This window comes from Vandammella animalimorsus, from assembly GCF_002285265.1.
In the GTDB taxonomy this organism is placed as follows: Bacteria; Pseudomonadota; Gammaproteobacteria; order Burkholderiales; family Burkholderiaceae_C; genus Lampropedia.
The window spans coordinates 532,472-549,528 of sequence record NZ_NSJB01000001.1 but is presented as its reverse complement, the minus strand read 5'-3'; the positions used below and the strand labels follow the sequence as shown (position 1 = coordinate 549,528).

Below are 17,057 nucleotides of genomic sequence, written 5' to 3'. Positions count from 1 at the left end.
GGCCAGCCCTTTGATGCAAAATGCAAGTCATTTGCAATACGGCATTCCGCAGGCCCGCCCTGCCGGGGTGCCGCACTGCCGGAGCACCCCGGATTGGAGCCTTGCCGCATGTCGTCCGCCCCTGATGCCTTGTCTGCCTCCGCTGCTGCGGCCACGGCCAGCGACGGCGAGCCCTTGCTGCCGTTTGACTGCATGCAGCGCAATCTGGGGCGCTGGCTGCCGGTCAGCGACGTGGCGGGCGGGCGGCGCGAGGCGCGCAGCGTGTTCGCCGAGAGCGCCATGCGCGGCTGCGCGGGCCTGGCGGAAATGCCTGGCGGCCTGGCGCTGTGCAGCTTTCACATGCACGCGCCCAAAGGGGTTTGTTTCAAGCCCGCAGACCAGCCCGATGCCAGCGCCCTCACCCTGTTCTACCCGATTGCTGGCGGCATGAGCTGGCGCGACAGCAGCGGGCAGCGCGAGCACGTGGATGGCGAGGGCGCGATATACTGGGGCTGCGGCGTGGCCGATTGCCAGAGGGGCCAGCTTGTTCACCCCGGCACGGTGCGTTACGTGGCATTGGCCTTGCCGCATACCGCCTTGCTGCACTGGCTGGCCCAGCCCGAAGGGCACCTGGCCGAGCAACGCCTGCTGCATTGCCTGCGGCGCCGCAATGATTTGCAGCCCATCAACGCCCTGCCCATGAACGCGGCCATGCGGCGCGACGCCGCCCGCCTGCTGGCCCTGCACATGGCCTGGCAGGGCAGCGCGCAAACCAGCGCGCCAGGCATGCCCCTGGCGCACAGCCTGCAACTTGAAGGACTGGCCCTGGGTCTGCTGGGGCAGTGGCTGGCCCTGCCCGATGCGCACGCGCACAGCCCCCTGCACGCGCGCCAGCGCCGCGCCGTGGACGAGGCGCTGGACATCATCCACGCCGAATACGCCCAGCCCCTTTCCATCCACGCGCTGGCGCGGCGCATCGGCACCAATGAGTGCTATCTGAAGCGCGACTTCAAGGCCCGCACCGGCCTGGGCGTGGCCGCTTACCTGCGCCAGTTGCGCATGCAGCAGGCCGCGGCCTTGCTGGAAGAAGGGCGATGGAGCGTGCAGGAAGTGGCCCGCCACGTGGGCTATGCCAGCGCCAGCCGCTTTGCCCGCGCCTTTGCGCAGGCGCACGGCCACCTGCCCTCCAGCCTGCGCGAAGCCGCGCGCGGGCACACCCCATCCTGACGCCTGATTAATTTCCCGTCCGGGCCAGCCGTTTCCCGCTTTGGCGATGGCAAGTCAACAAAAATGACTTGCATTCAAATATTTCATTGACCATTTTTGACAAATGGACAAGGAGACTGCCGTGCCCCCTCTTCAGTCTTGGCCTCAAGGCCGTGTTTGCCCTGTTCTGGCCGCCGCCCTGCTGGCCTGCGCTGCACTGCCTGCCGCGGGGCAAACGCCGGCTGCCCCTGCCGATCCAGAGAGCATCACCACCCTGCCCGCCATCACCGTACAAGCCCGCCGCAGCGCCGAGCAGGTGCGCGACCTGCCTTTGACGGTGCAGGCCGTGGATGAAGTCGAGCTGGAGGAGCGCCGCCTCAACCATCTGGAGGATCTGCTGCGCGGCACGCCGGGCGTGGAGGTCAACACCTGGGGCGGCGCCAGCAACGCCAACGTGCGCATACGCGGCATCGGCTCGCTTTACCAGTCAGGGCCGGACGACACGTCCGTGGTCGTCGATGTGGATGGCGTTCCCACCAGCGTGGGCAACGCAGCGCTGGGCATGCTGGATGTGGAGCAGGTCGAAGTGCTCAAAGGCCCGCAAAATGCCCTGTTTGGCCGCAGCAGCAGCGCAGGCGCGCTCAATATCCGTACCCGCCGTCCTGTGCTGGGCCACACCGGCGGCCACGCCCGCGCCGAAGCGGGCAGCGGCCACCAGCACTTGGCCGAAGGCGCGTTCAATCTGCCGCTGGGCGAGCGCGCCGCCGCCCGCCTGGCCCTGCGCCACAACGCGCAGGACTACGACTACGTGAACCTGAACACGGGCAAGCCCGTCTCGCGTCCGCGCGACTTGAGCTGGCGCGCCAGCCTGCTGTGGCAGCCGCAGGCCGCTACCGAGGTCGTGCTGCGCGCCAGCCGTCACGACGCCCGGCGCTATCAGGGCTCCATGCTGCTGCGCCCTTATGGCGATCCGCCGGGCCAGAGCCTGAGCCGCGACGGGCTGATCGACGACAACCGCCGCCAGATCGGCCAATACGCCGTGCAATTGCAGCACGATCTGCCCTGGGCGCGGCTGACGGCGGCCAGCAGCCATGAGCGCACGGACAGCGATGTCATCAACATGACCGGCAGCGAAGTCGTCCTGCCCATGCTCGGCGTGAACATGGAGTTGCCCCAGCGGGTGCTGGAAAACGGCACGAACTGGAACCACGACCTGCGCCTTGCCTCGCTGCCGGGCAGCCGCACCTTCTGGGTCGCGGGCCTGAACCACTACCACAGCCGCCGCCGCTACATGCAAAGCCACCCTGGCGGCCTGTTCGACCACGACATGGACACCCGCGCCAGCGCCATTTATGGCGAAGCCACCTGGCCGCTGGGCCAGCAGCTCAAGCTCACCACCGGCCTGCGCCACACACGCGAGCGCAAACACTACGACGCTCTCTACAGCCCGCGGGGTTTTGCCAACGCATCCGACAGCCGCAGCCTGAGCGATGGCCTGACCACCGGCCGCCTGGGCCTGGGCTGGGCCGCCAGCGCGCAAACCAATGTCTACCTGACCTATGCGCGCGGCGCCAAGGCCGGCGGCTTCAACGAATACGCCACGCAGGCAGCCGACGGCGTGCCCTACCTCAGCAGCAAGGTGGACACGCTGGAGCTGGGCGTCAAGAACGAGCTGGCAGGCGGGCGCCTGCGCCTGAACGCGGCGCTGTTTGCCAGCCGCGTCAAAAACGACCACCTGATCGCCTTCAACCCCGGCACCCTGGCCAACCAGTACATCAACGCCGATGCCCGCAGCCAGGGGCTGGAGCTGGATGCGCAGTGGCGCGCTGGCGGCGGCTTGAGCTTCAGCGGCGCGCTGAGCTGGATCAAGGGCGACATCCGCCGCGACGTCATCACCAACACCCCGGCGGGCGACGTGCGCGCGGGCAACCGCCTGCCCGACGTGCCGCGCCTGTCTGCCCTGCTGGGCGTGCAGTGGCAGCGCGCGCTGCCTGCCTTCTGGGGCCTGCGCTCGCCCGTGCTCAACGCGCGCCTGACGCTGCGCCACGTGGGCAAACGCGCCGCCGATGTGCAAAACAGCTTTGACCTGGACAGCTACAACAAAGTGGACCTGCGCCTGGGCCTGGTCAGCGGCAACACCGAGCTGTACCTGTGGGGCGACAACCTGCTGGACGAGCGCTACGACCTTTTCGGCTACCAGATCAGGCCCGGCCTGCAAGCGGGCATGCCCGCGCGCGGGCGCAGCTTCGGCGTCGGGCTGACGCACCACTTCTGATCTCATCAAGCTTCATCAAGCCAGACTGGATTTGGCCCAGCAGCCCAGGTGCGCAAGCAGATGGGCTTGTGATCGCAACGAACCTCTTGCCCGCCCATGAGCCAAGCGCCTGAGTCCGCCGCACCGGCCGCGCCCGCCGCTTCTGATCAGCCGCCCGCCACGGACAGCCCCTGGCGCATCATGGCCCCGGTGCGCGAGCGCGTGGGGCTGGCCGTGGCGCTGGCCTGCGCCTCGGCGGCGCTGGGCGTGGGGGCGCTGGCCTGTCTGGCGCTGGCGCTGCGCGCGCTGCTGCTGGCGCCGGGGCAGTGGCCCTGGGCGCCCATGCTGGCGCTGGCGCTGTGCACGGTGGCGGCCTTCGTGCTGCGGCTGCTGGCCTTTGACGTGTCGCACCACGCGGCCTTCCGGCTGGAGGTGCTGCTGCGCACGCGGCTGGCGGCGCACCTGGCGCGGCTGCCGCTGGGGCGGGCGCAGGCGCTGGGCGCGGGGCCCGTGGCCAAGGTGATACACGACGACGTGCAGGCGCTGCATGTGTTCGTGGCCGATTCCACGCCGCTGTTCGCGCGGGCCTGCGCCGCGCCGCTGGCGGCGCTGGCGGCCCTGCTGTGGCTGGACTGGCGGCTGGCGCTGGCGGCGCTGGCCGTGCCCGCGCTGGGCTTTGCGCTGATGGCGCTCATCGTCGGCGGCAGCCGCGAGGTGAGCGCGCGCTACAACGCCGCGCGCGAGCAGGTGGCCGCGGCCATCGTCGAGTTCGTGCAGGCCATGCCGGTGGTGCGCACCTTTGACACGGGCAGCGCCAGCTTCGGGCGCTACCAGGCGGCGCTGGCGGCCTACCGGCAGGTGCTGCGGCACTGGTACGCCAGCGTGCGCTTCGTGGCGCGCTTTTCGATCGCCATTCTCTCCATGCTGCCCACGCTGGCGGTGCTGCTGGGGCTGGGCGCGTGGCTGCTGGCGGGCGGCAGGCTGACATTCGATGTGTGGGTGGCGGCGCTGCTGCTGGGCGCGGGGCTGGCCGAATCGCTGATGCCGCTGATGAGCCTGCACCACTTGATCGAAAAGGCCAAGCTCAGCGTGGGCCGCATCCAGCGCCTGCTGGCCGAGCCGCCCCAGCCCGAAGTGGCCGCGCCAGGCGCGCAGCCGCAGGACGCCAGCGTGGTGTTTGACAACGTGCATTTCCGCTACGAAGCAGGCGGCGCGCCCGCGCTGCAAGGGGTGAGCTTCACGGCCCCGGCAGGCCGCGTGACGGCGCTGGTGGGCCCGTCGGGCGCGGGCAAGAGCACGGTGGCGCGGCTGATTCCGCGCTTTTGGGACGTGAGCGCGGGCCGCGTGCTGGTGGGCGGCGCCAACGTGCGCGAGATGCGGGCCGACACGCTGATGCAGCAGGTGGCCTTCGTGTTTCAGGACACCTTTCTCTTTGCCGGCAGCATCGCCGACAACATCCGCCTGGGCTGCCCCGAGGCCAGCATGGACGCGGTGATGGCCGCCGCCCGCGCGGCGCAGGCGCACGAATTCATCATGGCGCTGCCGCAGGGCTACGACAGCCCGGCGGGCGAGCGCGGCGTGCAGCTCTCGGGCGGCCAGCGCCAGCGCATCACCATCGCCCGCGCCATCTTGCAGGGCCGCCCCATCCTGGTGCTGGACGAGGCCACCGCCTTTGCCGACCCCGAGAACGAGGCCGCGCTGGTGCAGGCGCTGGCGGCCCTGATGCGGGGCAAGACCGTGCTGCTGGTGGCGCACCGCCTGGCCACCGTGCAGGACGCCGACCAGATTCTGGTGTTTGACCAGGGCCGATTGCTGGAGCAGGGACGGCACGCGGCGCTGCTGGCCCAGGGCGGGCGCTACGCCCGCCTGTGGCACAGCTGGGAGCAGGCGCAGGGCTGGCGCCTGCCAGGGGGGCAGGCATGAATGCCCCTGCACGCGCCCCCACCCGCTCCCGGTCTTGGCGCGCCACCTGGCGGCTGCTCATCGACAGCGCCGCGCCCCATGCGCACGCGCTGCGGCGCAGCCTGCTGATGCTGGCCGCCGCCGCCGTGCTGCAAGGGCTGGCGCTGGCGCTGATGCTGCCCATCTTCAGCGCGCTGCTGCCTGCGGCGCAGGGCCGTGTGGCTGGCGCTCAAGCGCTGGCGGCGGCGCTGCCCTGGCTGCTGGGCTTTGGGGCGCTGGCGCTGGCCGCGCTGGCGCTGCGCTGGCGGGCGCAGTGGTTCGACTACGGCGGCCAGCAAGCCGACGCCGTGCACCACCTGCGCAGCCTGGTGGGCGAGCAGCTTCGCCGCATGCCGCTGCTGCAATTGCAGCAAAAACGCGCGGGCGAAATGGGCGCGGCCCTGCTGGGCAACGTGGACGAGGGGCTGAACTACACCATCACCATCGCCACGCTCATCACCCAGTCGGCGCTGACGCCGCTGGCCGCCGCGCTGGGCGTGCTGGCCTGGGACTGGCGGCTGGGCCTGGCCCTGCTGCTGGTGTTTCCGGCGCTGATACCTCTGTACCGCTGGCGGCGGCCCGCTTTCGGGCGCGGCATGCGCGCGCTGGCCGAGGCCAACGCGCAGTGCAGCGGCGACGTGCTGGAGTACGCCCAGGGCCTGGCCGTGCTGCGCGCGGCGCGCTGCACCGGCGCGCGCGCCGCGCGCCTGCAAGAGAGCTTCGAGCGGCTGGAACGCATGCAGGCGCTGGGGCAGAAAAAAGGGCTGCGGCCCAACCTCATCATCAGCAGCGTGGTGGAGCTGTCGCTGCTGCTGGTCATGGCCGCGGGGGTGAGCTGGGCCGTGCGCGGGCAGATGGACGTGGCCGTGCTGGCCGCCGTGGCCGTGATGCTGGCGCGCTTTGGCGAGCCGCTCTCGACCGTGGTGTCGATGACGGCCATCGTGGAACTCATCGAAACCGGGCTGGAGCGCATTCACGCCCTGCTGGCCGTGCCACCGCTGCCGCAAGCCGCGCCCGCGCAGGCGCCCACGGCCTTCGACATTGCCTTTGAGAACGTGGACTTCGCCTACGCCGGCGGCGCCCCGCCCGTGCTGCAAGGCTTTTGCGCCCGCCTGCCCGCGCGCGGCATGACGGCGCTGGTCGGCCCCTCGGGCGGGGGCAAAACCACCATCACCCGCCTGCTCATGCGCCATGCCGATCCGCAGGCCGGCCGCGTGTGCATTGGCGGGGTGGACGTGCGCCACATCCCGCCCGAGTCGCTGGGGCGGCTGGTTTCCGTCGTCTTTCAGGACGTGTACCTGTTCAACGACAGCGTGCTGGCCAACATCCGCATGGCCCGCCCCGAGGCCAGCGAAGACGAAGTGCGCCAGGCCGCCCGCGCCGCGCAGTGCCTGGACTTCATCGAGCGCCTGCCCCAGGGCTGGCACACCCGCATCGGCGAAATGGGCGCCAGCCTCTCGGGCGGCGAGCGCCAGCGCATCAGCATCGCCCGGGCGATGCTGAAAGATGCGCCCATCGTCGTGCTGGACGAGCCCACCGCCGCGCTCGATACCGAAAGCGAGCTGGCCGTGCAGCGCGCCATCGAGGCGCTGGTGCGCGAGCGCACCGTGATCGTCATCGCCCACCGCCTCTCCACCATCGCCGGGGCCGGGCAAATCATCGTCATCGACCAGGGCCGCGCCCTGGAGACAGGCACGCACGCCGAACTGCTGGCCAAAGATGGCCGCTACGCCGCCCTCTGGCGCGCCCAGCAAGGCGCCAGGCAGTGGCGGGTTTGAGAGCCTGTTCAAAGTCTCCGCACGGCAGGCAAGCAAGCGGATTGGGGCGGTCTGCGGCGTTGCAAAGCCTCGCCGGGCCACGCGGCCCGTCTGCGTTTTGCGCCTTGCAGCCCATCCCAAACCGCTTCTTGCCCACTCGCGCCGAGACTTTGAACAGGCTCTGAAAAAGCCGCTCCGTCCATTGCCTTGGCACCTGTTGAGCGGGCGACTGCACGATGCAGCCATAGGCGGGCGCTCTGACAGTCAGGCATGGGATTCAGACGAGTCAAAATTGACAAACGCGACAAAGGAGAATAACTTCCTCGCCATCACAAACCCAGTTCAGAGACCGGTATGCCCAAAGCCATCGAATTCATGAGCGAACATCTGCCAGCTGTGACGGTGCGCGATGTGCAGCGCTTTGCAAACAGCATCGAAATCCGCGATGCCAAGGCCTTTGCGGCTCAATTGCAGGCCTTTTTCCAGGAGCGTCTTGCCGCAGCAAAGCTGTCTATGCCCAATCCTGCGGTGGACGCGGCCTCCTCGCAACCGTTTGTCAGCAAGGCGGCCGCGCTGCGTGCGGATACGCGCTGGATGCCCAGTGAAACCGACATTCAACGAGGCCGCGCCATGCTGCTGCAGGCTTTCAAGCAGCCGCACAACCTCAGCCCTGCGGATTTCGCCCAACTGGCAGACAAGTCGCGCCAGCAAATCTACAAGGACATCGCCGCCCGCAAACTGCTGGCGCTGAAAGTGGGCCCGCAGCGCCAAAGGCTGCCCGACTGGCAGCTTGATCCGGTCAAGCAGCAATTGACACAGGCCGCGCTTGAGCAGCTCCCAGGCATTGATCACTGGAGCCTCTACCGCGCTTTGTCCGAACCGCTGGAAGGTCTGGGGGGGCGCTCGCCGGTGGCAGCGGTGACGCCCGAGACGCTCCAATCCGTACTCGAAGCCGTGTGCAACGCCCTGGGCGTTCAGGCACGCTGATGCGGCGCGCCCATGCATGACTGGCCGTCATTTCAGATCCAGGCCGGTGAACTCTTGCAGCATGTAAGCCGCACCGCCTATCGGCACACGCCTCTGCACTTTGGCCGAAATGCAGCCAACCGCTACGACGATCCAGCGCGAGGCTATGGCGTGCTCTATCTGGGCTTTGAGCTGCCCACTGCGCTGATGGAGTCGGTGTTTCACAAACACCTGTGGCTTGAGGCTCCAAGCCGCGTCATCACGCTGCAGGAGGTTCGGCAGCGGATGGTGCGCGTCATCGAGGTGATGGCCAACATCCACCTGGCCGATTTCACGGCACCGGGCTTCATGGCCGCTGGCCTGGGCATGAATCTGGCGCAACTGGCCTGCCGGGACTACGCACACACACAGCGCTTGTCGGCCCAGGTGCATGCCCTGCAAGGGTGCAACGGCCAGCCATTGTTCGACGGCGTGCTTTATCCATCGCGCAACAACTACCCGGCCAAGAGCATCGCGCTGTTCGATCGCGCGGTCGCCAAACTGCGCGTCGATGACGACATCGACCTGGATCTGCACCGGGATTGGCCAGATTTCGTCAAGGCTTACCGCATTGGCATACAAGACATCTAAAAATCCGCACGCGCCCCAGCGCAAGTGAGCAAGAGACCAGCCAACAGGCGCTCACAGCGAGTAATACATCTCGAATTCCAGCGGGTGCACGGCCTGGCGAAAGCGCGTGACTTCGCCCATCTTCAGCTCGATGTAGGCATCCAGCATGGCGTCGGTGAACACGCCGCCTTTGGTGAGGAAAGCCCGGTCAGCGTCCAGCGCTTCGAGCGCCTGGTCCAGGCTGTGGCAGACGGTGGGAATGAGCGCGTCTTCCTCGGGCGGCAGGTGGTACAGGTCTTTGGTGGCCGCCTCGCCGGGGTGGATTTTGTTTTCCACCCCGTCCAGCCCGGCCATGAGCAGCGCGGCAAAGCCCAGGTAGGGGTTCATCAGCGGATCGGGAAAGCGCGCTTCCACGCGCCGCGCCTTGGGGTTGGTGACGAAGGGCACGCGGATGGAGGCCGAGCGGTTCTTGGCCGAGTAGGCCAGCTTGACCGGCGCTTCAAAGCCAGGCACCAGGCGCTTGTAGCTGTTGGTGCCGGGGTTGGTGATGGCGTTGAGCGCGCGCGCGTGCTTGATGAGGCCGCCGATGTAGTACAGCGCAAAGTCCGACAGGCCCGCATAGCCGTCGCCGGCAAACAGGTTCTTGCCATCCTTCCAGACCGATTGGTGCACGTGCATGCCCGAGCCGTTGTCGCCCACGATGGGCTTGGGCATGAAGGTGGCCGTCTTGCCGTAGAGGTTGGCGACGTTGTGGATGACGTACTTTTGCAGCTGCGTCCAGTCCGCGCGCTTGACCAGGGTGCTGAACTGGGTGCCGATTTCGTTTTGCCCGGCCGCGCCCACTTCGTGGTGAAAGACTTCGACGGGGATGCCCAGCGATTCGAGCACCAGCGACATTTCGGCGCGCATGTCCTGCGTGCTGTCCACCGGCGGCACGGGCACGTAGCCGCCCTTGGGGCCGGGGCGGTGGCCGCGGTTGCCGCCTTCGAGCTTGGCGCCGCTGTTCCAGGGCGCTTCGTATTCTTCGATTTCAAAGCCGACCTTGCCGGGGGTGTTCTCCCAGCGCACGCCGTCAAACAGGAAGAACTCCGGCTCGGGGCCGAAGTAGGCGGTGTCGCCCAGGCCGGAGGCTTTCAGATAGGCCTCGGCGCGCTTGGCGATGCTGCGCGGGTCGCGTTCATAAGGGGTGCCGTCGGCCGGATCGACCACATCGCAGGTCAGAAACAGCGTGGGCTCCTGGAAGAAGGGATCGATGTTGGCGGTATCGGGGTCGGGCATGAGCAGCATGTCCGAGGCTTCGACGCCCTTCCAGCCCGGCATGGAGGAGCCGTCGAACGCATGGCCGCTGTGGAACTTGTCCTCATCGAAATGGGACACTGGCACGGTCACGTGCTGCTCTTTGCCACGGGTGTCGGTGAAGCGCAAATCAATGAACTTGATTTCGTTTTCTTCGACCATTGCCATGACGTCGTCGACTGTTTTTGCCATAAGGGCGCTCCTGCTCGTAGGAAAACTCGGTGTGGGGAAAGTGGTTGGGGGCATCAAGCCCCAGGGCGCCGCGCCTGCCCGGCCGGCAGCATGAAAAAAGCTGCGCACTGGCTTGGCGCCGCGCGCGCGGCGCGAAGCTTACTGCATGTCGTATCGCACCAGCGCGAGCCGGGCTTTGTCGTGGCCCGCAAGCGGGCGCTGCCTGCTGGCGCTATTTTTTCTTGGCGCTCTTGGTGCGCGCAGTCAACTGCGCGGCCGAGGAAGAGCCCGCGCTGCGCGGGCGCGGGCGCAGGGCCGAGGCCGTGCTGAAGTAATGCGCCAGCATTTGCTGGGCGCTCACGCCCACGGTGTCGCCATCGAGGCGGCGGTACTGGCCATCTTCTTGCAGCACCCAGGCGTCCTGGTCGTCCATCAGATAGGCCACCAGGCATTCGTCCACGATGCGCTGGCGCAGCGCCGCGTCGCGCACCGGCCAGGCCAGCTCCACGCGCCGAGCCATGTTGCGGTTCATCCAGTCGGCGCTGGCCAGGTACAGCTGCTCCTGCTGGCCGGCCTGGAAGAAGAACACCCGCGTGTGCTCCAGAAAGCGCCCGACGATGGAGCGGATGCGGATGGCGCCGCCGGCGGGCGTGGCGTGCAGCGCCGGCAGCACGCAGGCCGCGCGCACGATCAGGTCGATCTGCACGCCGTGCTGGGCCGCCTGGTGCAGGGCGGCGGCCAGCTTCCAGTCGGTCAGCGCGTTCATCTTGGCGACGATGCGCGCCGGCTGGCAGGCCTGGGCCGCAGCCTGGGCCTGGGCGATGTGCTCCATCAGCGTGGCATGCAGCGTGAAGGGCGCCACCAGCAGGCGGTTGAGCGGCGGCAGCGCCACCTGGCTGGCCAGCAGCGTGAAGACGGCGTCCATGTCGGCGGTGATGGCGTCGTTGGCCGTCAGATAGCTCAAATCGGTGTAGAGCTTGGCCGTGCGCGGGTTGTAGTTGCCGGTGGACAAATGCCCGTAGCGCTTGAGGCCGCGCGCCTCGCGGCGCGTGACCAGCAGCATCTTGCCGTGCGTCTTCAGGCCGACGATGCCATAGACCACCTGCACGCCGATGGCCTCGAGCATCTCGGCCCAGTTGATGTTGTTCTCCTCGTCAAAGCGCGCCTTGAGCTCGACCACGGCGGTGACCTCCTTGCCCTTGCGCACGGCCTCGCGCAGCAGCTCCATCATCACCGAGTCGGCGCCGGTGCGGTAAACCGTCTGCTTGATGGCCAGCACGTCCGGATCCTTGACGGCCTGGCGCAGAAACTCCACCACGGCGTCAAAACTCTCGAACGGCTGGTGGATCAGCACGTCCTTCTGGCGGATGCGCGCAAACAGGTTTTCACTGTTCTTGAGCGAGCGCGGCCACTGCGGGATCCAGCGCGCAAACAGCAGCGCCGGGCGCTCGCCATCGACCAGGTCGATGACCTGGTTCAGGCGCACCAGATTCACCGGCCCCTCGACGCGGAACAGCGCCTGCTCGGGCAGCTCGAACTCGGCCAGCAGCAAGTTCACAATCGGCGCCGAGCAGCCGTGCGAGACCTCGATGCGCGTGGCCTTGCCGAAGTGCCGGTGCTGCAGGCCCCTGCGCAGCGCCGTGCGCAGGTTCTGCACCTCGCCCTCGGTGACGGCCAGATCCGAGTGGCGCGTGACGCGAAACTGCGAAAACTCCACCACCTTGCGCCCCGGAAACAGCTCGGGCAGGTGCGTGCGGATGATGCTCGATAGGCTGATCACGCCGATCTTGCCCTTGCCCCCGGCCAGCGCATCGGGCAGGCGCACAAAGCGCGACAGCACGCGCGGCACTTTGACGATGGCGATCTCGTTGCGATTGCCAAAGGCGTCCTCGCCATCGAGGCGCACAATGAAATTCAGCGTCTTGTTGGCCACCTGCGGGAAGGGGTGCGCCGGATCGAGCGCCACCGGCGTCAGCAGCGGCCGCACCTCGCGCTCGAAATACTCCTTGACCCAGCGGCGTTGGCCGGCATTGCGCTTGCCGTGCGAGAAGATCTGGATGCCCTGCTCCTGCAGCGCCGGCAGCAGCGCCTTGTTGTAGAGCGCGTACTGGCGCTGCACCAGCTGCTGCGCCTTGTGCGACAGGCGCGCATAGCTCTGCACGGAAAACTCGTCGTCCTCCACGCCATCGCGCGCGGCCTCCAGGTGGTCGGCCACGCGCACCTCGAAGAACTCATCCAGGTTGGAAGAGACGATGCACAGATAGCGCAGCCGCTCCAGCAGCGGCACATCGTCGCGCTCGGCCCAGTCGAACACCCGCTCGTTGAAATCCAGAATGCTGCCGTCCCGATCCAGCCAGGCAATGCCATCGGGCCGCGCCAGGTGCACGATCAGCTCGCTCTCGGCCTCGATCTGCTTGCGGCTCAGGCTCCAGGCCGAGCCCGTCGTGGCCTGCAGCGCCTGGGCCGTGCGCAGCGCATCGCTGAGGCTGTCGGCATCGGCGCGGCGCAGCACCAGCGCGCCAGGCTGCGGCACGGCGGCGCCGGTCTTTTGGGTTTGCCTAGCCTGCTTGGATGGTTTGGGCGGTTTGGCCTGCTTCGCGGCCTTGCCCGCCTTATCCGCCTTGCTGGCCTTGGCAGTCTTCTTGCGATCGCTGCGCTGCTTGGCCGCTTTCGGGCCCTTGCCCGGCCTGGGCTGTTCTGGCTGCTGCGATGCCTGCACTGCCAACTTGCCTTGTTCGCCACTGGGCAGCGCCAGCGGCTGGGCCTGTGCAACAAAAGCAGCGGTGGATTTTTCGGGGGATTTCTTTCGGGCCATGCGCAATGCCGTATGTCAAAAAAAGCGCCGCAAGTGTCGCACGCCTTGCGCCCTGCGGCACAGACAAAGCGCCTGCCGCGCTCAACTTCTCACGCCTTGCTGGCCGGTACGCCAAAACCAGTGCGCAAGGGCCGAAGGCAAAACCCAAGGCACGGCCGGCGCGCCAGCAACACGCTGCCTACAATGGCCCGCCCGCCACAGCCATTGCCTGCCCACATGCCCCACACCGCCCTGCCCTTTGCCATCGAGCTTTGGCTGCCCGAAGAGCTGCCGCCGCACCAGCGCCAGCAGGCGCAACAGGCCTTCGCCCAGGCCCTGGCTCAATCCCTGGGCGACGCCGCGCTGGTCTTGCCCACCTATCAGGCCTTCGTCGCCATCGTGCAGGCCCAGGGCACGGGCAGCGCCGAAGGCATCGACGTGGAAAACCTGCCCGACGCCCAGCGCCACGTCTTCGAAAGCTGGCGCCTGGCCGAAACCCACGCCATGCAGGCCGTGTTCGGCCCCCAGCGCCACATGGGCGAAGGGCTGTACACGCTGCGCGCGCTGTAAGCCGCGTAAGCTGCCCGCTCAACCTCTTGGCGCGGGCGGGCAAAAGCGCTTGGGCAGGTTCGGGGCTTTCTCCGCCTGCTTTGTGAAAACCCGCAATGTCGCCATCCAATCTGGCCGGGCGGCACTTTTCTGGCCCGGCAAGCCGCCTGCCGCCACGGCTTGCAGGCATACTTGCGCTCTTTTTTCTCCTACGGCCCTTTTCTTCTCACCGATCTCACCGACCATGAGCGCACCTCTTGTCCTTTCCGTCCAATCGCACGTCGCCTACGGCCATGCCGGCAATTCGGCGGCGGTGTTTGCCATGCAGCGCCTGGGCATCGAAGTCCTGCCCGTGCACACGGTGCAGTTCTCCAACCACACGGGCTATGGCGCGTTTCGCGGCCAGGTGTTTGATGTGGCGCACCTGCGCGAGGTGTTCCAGGGCATTGAGGAGCGCGGCCTGCTGCCAAAGATTTCCGCCGTGCTCTCTGGTTACATGGGCGACAGCAGCATTGGCGATGCCATCATCGACATTGCCCAGCGCGTACGCCAGGCCAACCCGGCGGCGCTGTACCTGTGCGATCCGGTGTTCGGCGACGTGGGGCGCGGCGTGTTCGTGCGCCCAGGCATTGCCGAATACCACCGCGACCACACCCTGGCGGCGGCGGACATCATCACGCCCAACCAGTTCGAGTTCGAGCAGCTCATGGGGGTGACGCTGCAATCCACCGCCCATGCGGTAGAGGTGGCACGCCGCCACATTGCAGGCACGGGCAAGACAGTGGTCATCACCAGCCTGCTCACGCCTGAGATTGCCCAAAAGGGCCAACTGGCCACGCTGGCCGTGCGCGCCCAGCAGGCCTGGGCCGTGCACACGCCCATCATTGCGCGCACGCCGCTGCCCAATGGCATGGGCGATGCATTCTCAGCCATTTTGCTGGCGCACCTGCTGCAACAACGCCCGCTGCCCGAGGCGCTGCAACAGGCCACGGCCAGCCTGTACGCGCTGGTGGGCCACACCCAGGATGGCCAGCGCGATCTGCCGCTGATCGAGCAGCAGGCGCAGATCGTGCAACCGCAGCAGCAGTTCGAGGTGGTGGCGCTTTAAAGCAGTCGGCAGTCAGCGCCGGCGCTTGCGCCGACGCGAGGATTTCGAGGGCAGGCGCTTGGCCCTCAGCGCCGCCGCGCCGTGCGCACGCCGGGCACCTGGGCGACGGCGGCGAGCACGCCCTGCAGGCGGGTGGCGCTGTGCACTTCCACGGTGAAGACCATCGTGGCGGTGTTGTTCTTGTGGCTGCGCGTTTGCACGCCGATGACGTTGGTGCGCTCGCGCGTGAGCACGTCGGAGATGTCGCGCAGCAGGCCCTGGCGGTCCTGGGCCTGCACGTGGATTTCCATCGGGTACAGGGCCTTGCCGCCCGCCTCGGCGCTGCCGGCGGCGGCTGCGCTGTCGCGCCATTGCACTTCGATCAGGCGCTCGGGCGAGGTGCTGCGCATTTTCTGAAAGTTGCTGCAATTGCTGCGGTGGATGGCCACGCCCTTGCCGCGCGTGACGAAGCCGCCGATCTCGTCGGGCGGCGCCGGCATGCAGCATTTGGCCAGGTGCGTCATCAGCGAGTCCATGCCCACCACCAGCACCTTGCCGCTGCCGCCGCTGCGCGGTTTGCGCAGCACCACGGTGTCGCCGCTGGCCTGGCCCGGCTCCTCGCCCGGCGCGGGGCGCAGCAGGGCTTCGAGCGTGCGCAGTGAGAATTCGTCCTTGCCCACGACTTCGAAGAAGGCATCGGCCGATTTGAAGCCCAGCTGCTCGGCGATCGAGTCGAGCTTGAGCGCCGTCTTGCCTTCGCGCTGCAGGATTTTTTCCACCACCTCGCGGCCCTTGGCGATGGTTTGCTGCTGCAACTGGGCGTTGAACCAGGCGCGCACCTTGCTGCGCGCGCGGTTGCTTCTCAGATAGCCCAGCTCGGGGTTGAGCCAGTCGCGCGAGGGGCCGCCGTCCTTGGCGGCGACGATTTCCACCGTCTGGCCGTTTTGCAGCGGCGTGTTCAGCGCCACCATGGCGCCATCGACCTTGGCGCCGCGGCAGCGGTGGCCCAGGCTGGTGTGCACGGTGTAGGCAAAGTCCAGCGGCGTGCCGCCCTTGGGCAGCTCGACGATGGAGGCATTGGGCGTGAGCACGTAGATGCGGTCATCGAACAGGCCCAGCGCGCGCACTTCGTCGCTGTCGGCAAATTCGCGCTCCCAGGCCAGCAGCTGGCGCAGCACGGCGATCTTGGCGTCGTACTCGCCGCTGGCGGACACGCCGGCATAGCCCTTGGTGCCCGCTTCCTTGTAGGCCCAGTGCGCGGCCACGCCGGTCTCGGCGTGCTCGTGCATGGCCTGGGTGCGGATCTGGATTTCCACCGCCCGGCCCTGCGCGTCGCGCACCACAGTGTGCAGCGATTGATAGCCGTTGGGCTTGGGCTTGGCGATGTAGTCGTCGAACTCGGCCTCGATGGGCGTGAAGTGCGTGTGGATCCAGCCCAGGGCCTCGTAGCACTCGGGCACGCTGGGCACGATGATGCGCATGGCGCGCAGGTCAAAGAGCTGCTCGAAGGCCAGCGACTTGCCGCGCATCTTTTTGACGATGCTGTAGATGTGCTTGGGCCGGCCCTGCACGACGGCCTGCACGCCCCTTTGCTGCAGCTGGCTGCGCACCTGGTCGCACAGCTGCTGCATGTACTGCTCGCGCTCGCGCCGCTTGGCCGCGAGCTTGCCGGCCACTTCGTGGTAGGTCTCGGGCTCCAGAAAGCGGAAGGCCAGATCCTCGATTTCCCACTTGAACTGCCAGATGCCCAGCCGGTTGGCCAGCGGCGCGAACACGTACAGGCTTTCCTCGGCCAGCAGCGGGTCGATGGGCGCCTTGCTGCTGGCGTGGTAGCGCAGCGTCTGCAGGCGCGAGGCCAGGCGGATGAGCACCACGCGCAGATCGCGCGAGAAAGCCAGCAGCATCTTGCGCACCGTCTCGGTGTGCTCGATCTTGGCCTCGCCCTGCTTGCGCGCGCCCGAGCCGCTGCGCGCCTGGCCCTGCACCTGCATGAGCTTGGAGGTCTCCACCGCCAGCGCCGCATAGGTTTCGCCAAAGCGGCGCGCAATGGCCTCTTGCGGCTGGTGCAGGTGGAACGAGGCATAGATCAGATAGGTGGCCGCTTGCATGGCCTCGGAGCCACCGATCCCCTGCAGCAGCGCGGCCACTGCATCGGCATGCGCCAGCACCCCTTCGCCATTGCGCAGCACTTCGCCGGCCAGCAGCGGCTGGGCAAAGGCGCGCGCGCGCGCCAGCATGTCCGTCTGGCTGGGCAGCATGGCCGCTGCCGCGCTCAACAGCAACGGCGGCGCCGGGGCAGCGGCGCCAAGCCCGTCCAGGGGCAGCGCAGGGGTCTCTGCAAGGGGGGAGTTCATAGCAAACCGTGAAGTCCGTGGCGTGCGCCGCGTGCCGCGTCGGGCGCAATGTGCGCACTATAGGACAAGCTGCGCGCGCAAAAGCACAAAGGCG

11 protein-coding genes are annotated in these 17,057 nt (G+C 67.9%); 8 read left to right on the top strand and 3 right to left on the bottom strand.

Annotated features, from left to right (window positions below; all coding sequences use genetic code 11):
- Positions 1–108: 108 nt before the first annotated feature.
- The 6 genes from CK625_RS02370 (at position 109) to CK625_RS02345 (ending at position 8,733) form a co-directional block, all read left to right on the top strand.
- Positions 109–1,206: a helix-turn-helix transcriptional regulator gene (locus CK625_RS02370; protein WP_172425063.1), complete on the top strand. Its 1,098-nt coding sequence runs from the start codon at positions 109–111 to the stop codon at positions 1,204–1,206.
- Positions 1,207–1,309: 103 nt separating this feature from the next.
- The gene (locus CK625_RS02365) at positions 1,310–3,460 is read left to right on the top strand and encodes a TonB-dependent receptor (protein ID WP_095538635.1); all 2,151 of its coding nucleotides are present in this window, start codon (positions 1,310–1,312) and stop codon (positions 3,458–3,460) included.
- 180 nt (positions 3,461–3,640) lie between these two features.
- Entirely contained in the window at positions 3,641–5,362 is a 1,722-nt protein-coding gene (locus tag CK625_RS02360) for an ABC transporter ATP-binding protein (RefSeq protein ID WP_095539041.1), read from the top strand.
- Positions 5,359–7,158 (top strand): ABC transporter ATP-binding protein, encoded by a 1,800-nt coding sequence (locus tag CK625_RS02355; RefSeq protein ID WP_095538634.1) that lies wholly within the window; start codon positions 5,359–5,361, stop codon positions 7,156–7,158. Before CK625_RS02360 ends, CK625_RS02355 begins: the two co-directional genes overlap by 4 nt.
- A gap of 333 nt (positions 7,159–7,491) precedes the next feature.
- A complete protein-coding gene (locus tag CK625_RS02350) occupies positions 7,492–8,124 on the top strand; it encodes an integrase (protein WP_095538633.1) in 633 nt (210 codons plus the stop codon).
- 12 nt (positions 8,125–8,136) lie between these two features.
- Complete coding sequence (locus tag CK625_RS02345; RefSeq protein WP_095538632.1) at positions 8,137–8,733, top strand: RES family NAD+ phosphorylase; 597 nt, start codon at positions 8,137–8,139, stop codon at positions 8,731–8,733.
- A gap of 51 nt (positions 8,734–8,784) precedes the next feature.
- Here the strand turns inward: CK625_RS02345 and glnA are convergent, their stop codons facing one another.
- Positions 8,785–10,200 carry a type I glutamate--ammonia ligase gene (gene glnA / locus CK625_RS02340; protein WP_095538631.1) on the bottom strand — a complete coding sequence of 472 codons (1,416 nt, stop codon included), beginning with the start codon at positions 10,198–10,200 and terminating at the stop codon, positions 8,785–8,787.
- 211 nt (positions 10,201–10,411) lie between these two features.
- Positions 10,412–12,994, bottom strand: coding sequence for a polyphosphate kinase 1 (ppk1, locus tag CK625_RS02335; RefSeq protein WP_095538630.1), 2,583 nt, complete (start codon positions 12,992–12,994; stop codon positions 10,412–10,414).
- 216 nt (positions 12,995–13,210) lie between these two features.
- Between ppk1 and CK625_RS02330 the strand changes: the two genes are divergently transcribed.
- A complete protein-coding gene (locus tag CK625_RS02330; protein WP_095538629.1) occupies positions 13,211–13,543 on the top strand; it encodes a hypothetical protein in 333 nt (110 codons plus the stop codon).
- A gap of 223 nt (positions 13,544–13,766) precedes the next feature.
- The gene (pdxY, locus tag CK625_RS02325) at positions 13,767–14,630 is read left to right on the top strand and encodes a pyridoxal kinase PdxY (protein WP_095538628.1); all 864 of its coding nucleotides are present in this window, start codon (positions 13,767–13,769) and stop codon (positions 14,628–14,630) included.
- Positions 14,631–14,695: 65 nt separating this feature from the next.
- Here the strand turns inward: pdxY and CK625_RS02320 are convergent, their stop codons facing one another.
- Positions 14,696–16,963, bottom strand: coding sequence for a RelA/SpoT family protein (locus tag CK625_RS02320; protein ID WP_095538627.1), 2,268 nt, complete (start codon positions 16,961–16,963; stop codon positions 14,696–14,698).
- Between the last annotated feature and the right edge of the window lie 94 nt (positions 16,964–17,057).

Excerpts from the sequence above, each read along its gene's own strand:
- CK625_RS02370 (WP_172425063.1), top strand. The coding sequence starts at position 109 with ATGTCGTCCGCCCCTGATGCCTTGTCTGCCTCCGCTGCTGCGGCCACG.
- CK625_RS02365 (WP_095538635.1), top strand. The coding sequence starts at position 1,310 with ATGGACAAGGAGACTGCCGTGCCCCCTCTTCAGTCTTGGCCTCAAGGC.
- CK625_RS02360 (WP_095539041.1), top strand. The coding sequence starts at position 3,641 with ATGGCCCCGGTGCGCGAGCGCGTGGGGCTGGCCGTGGCGCTGGCCTGC.
- CK625_RS02355 (WP_095538634.1), top strand. The coding sequence starts at position 5,359 with ATGAATGCCCCTGCACGCGCCCCCACCCGCTCCCGGTCTTGGCGCGCC.
- CK625_RS02350 (WP_095538633.1), top strand. The coding sequence starts at position 7,492 with ATGCCCAAAGCCATCGAATTCATGAGCGAACATCTGCCAGCTGTGACG.
- CK625_RS02345 (WP_095538632.1), top strand. The coding sequence starts at position 8,137 with ATGCATGACTGGCCGTCATTTCAGATCCAGGCCGGTGAACTCTTGCAG.
- glnA (WP_095538631.1), bottom strand. The coding sequence starts at position 10,200 with ATGGCAAAAACAGTCGACGACGTCATGGCAATGGTCGAAGAAAACGAA.
- ppk1 (WP_095538630.1), bottom strand. The coding sequence starts at position 12,994 with ATGGCCCGAAAGAAATCCCCCGAAAAATCCACCGCTGCTTTTGTTGCA.
- CK625_RS02330 (WP_095538629.1), top strand. The coding sequence starts at position 13,211 with ATGCCCCACACCGCCCTGCCCTTTGCCATCGAGCTTTGGCTGCCCGAA.
- pdxY (WP_095538628.1), top strand. The coding sequence starts at position 13,767 with ATGAGCGCACCTCTTGTCCTTTCCGTCCAATCGCACGTCGCCTACGGC.
- CK625_RS02320 (WP_095538627.1), bottom strand. The coding sequence starts at position 16,963 with ATGAACTCCCCCCTTGCAGAGACCCCTGCGCTGCCCCTGGACGGGCTT.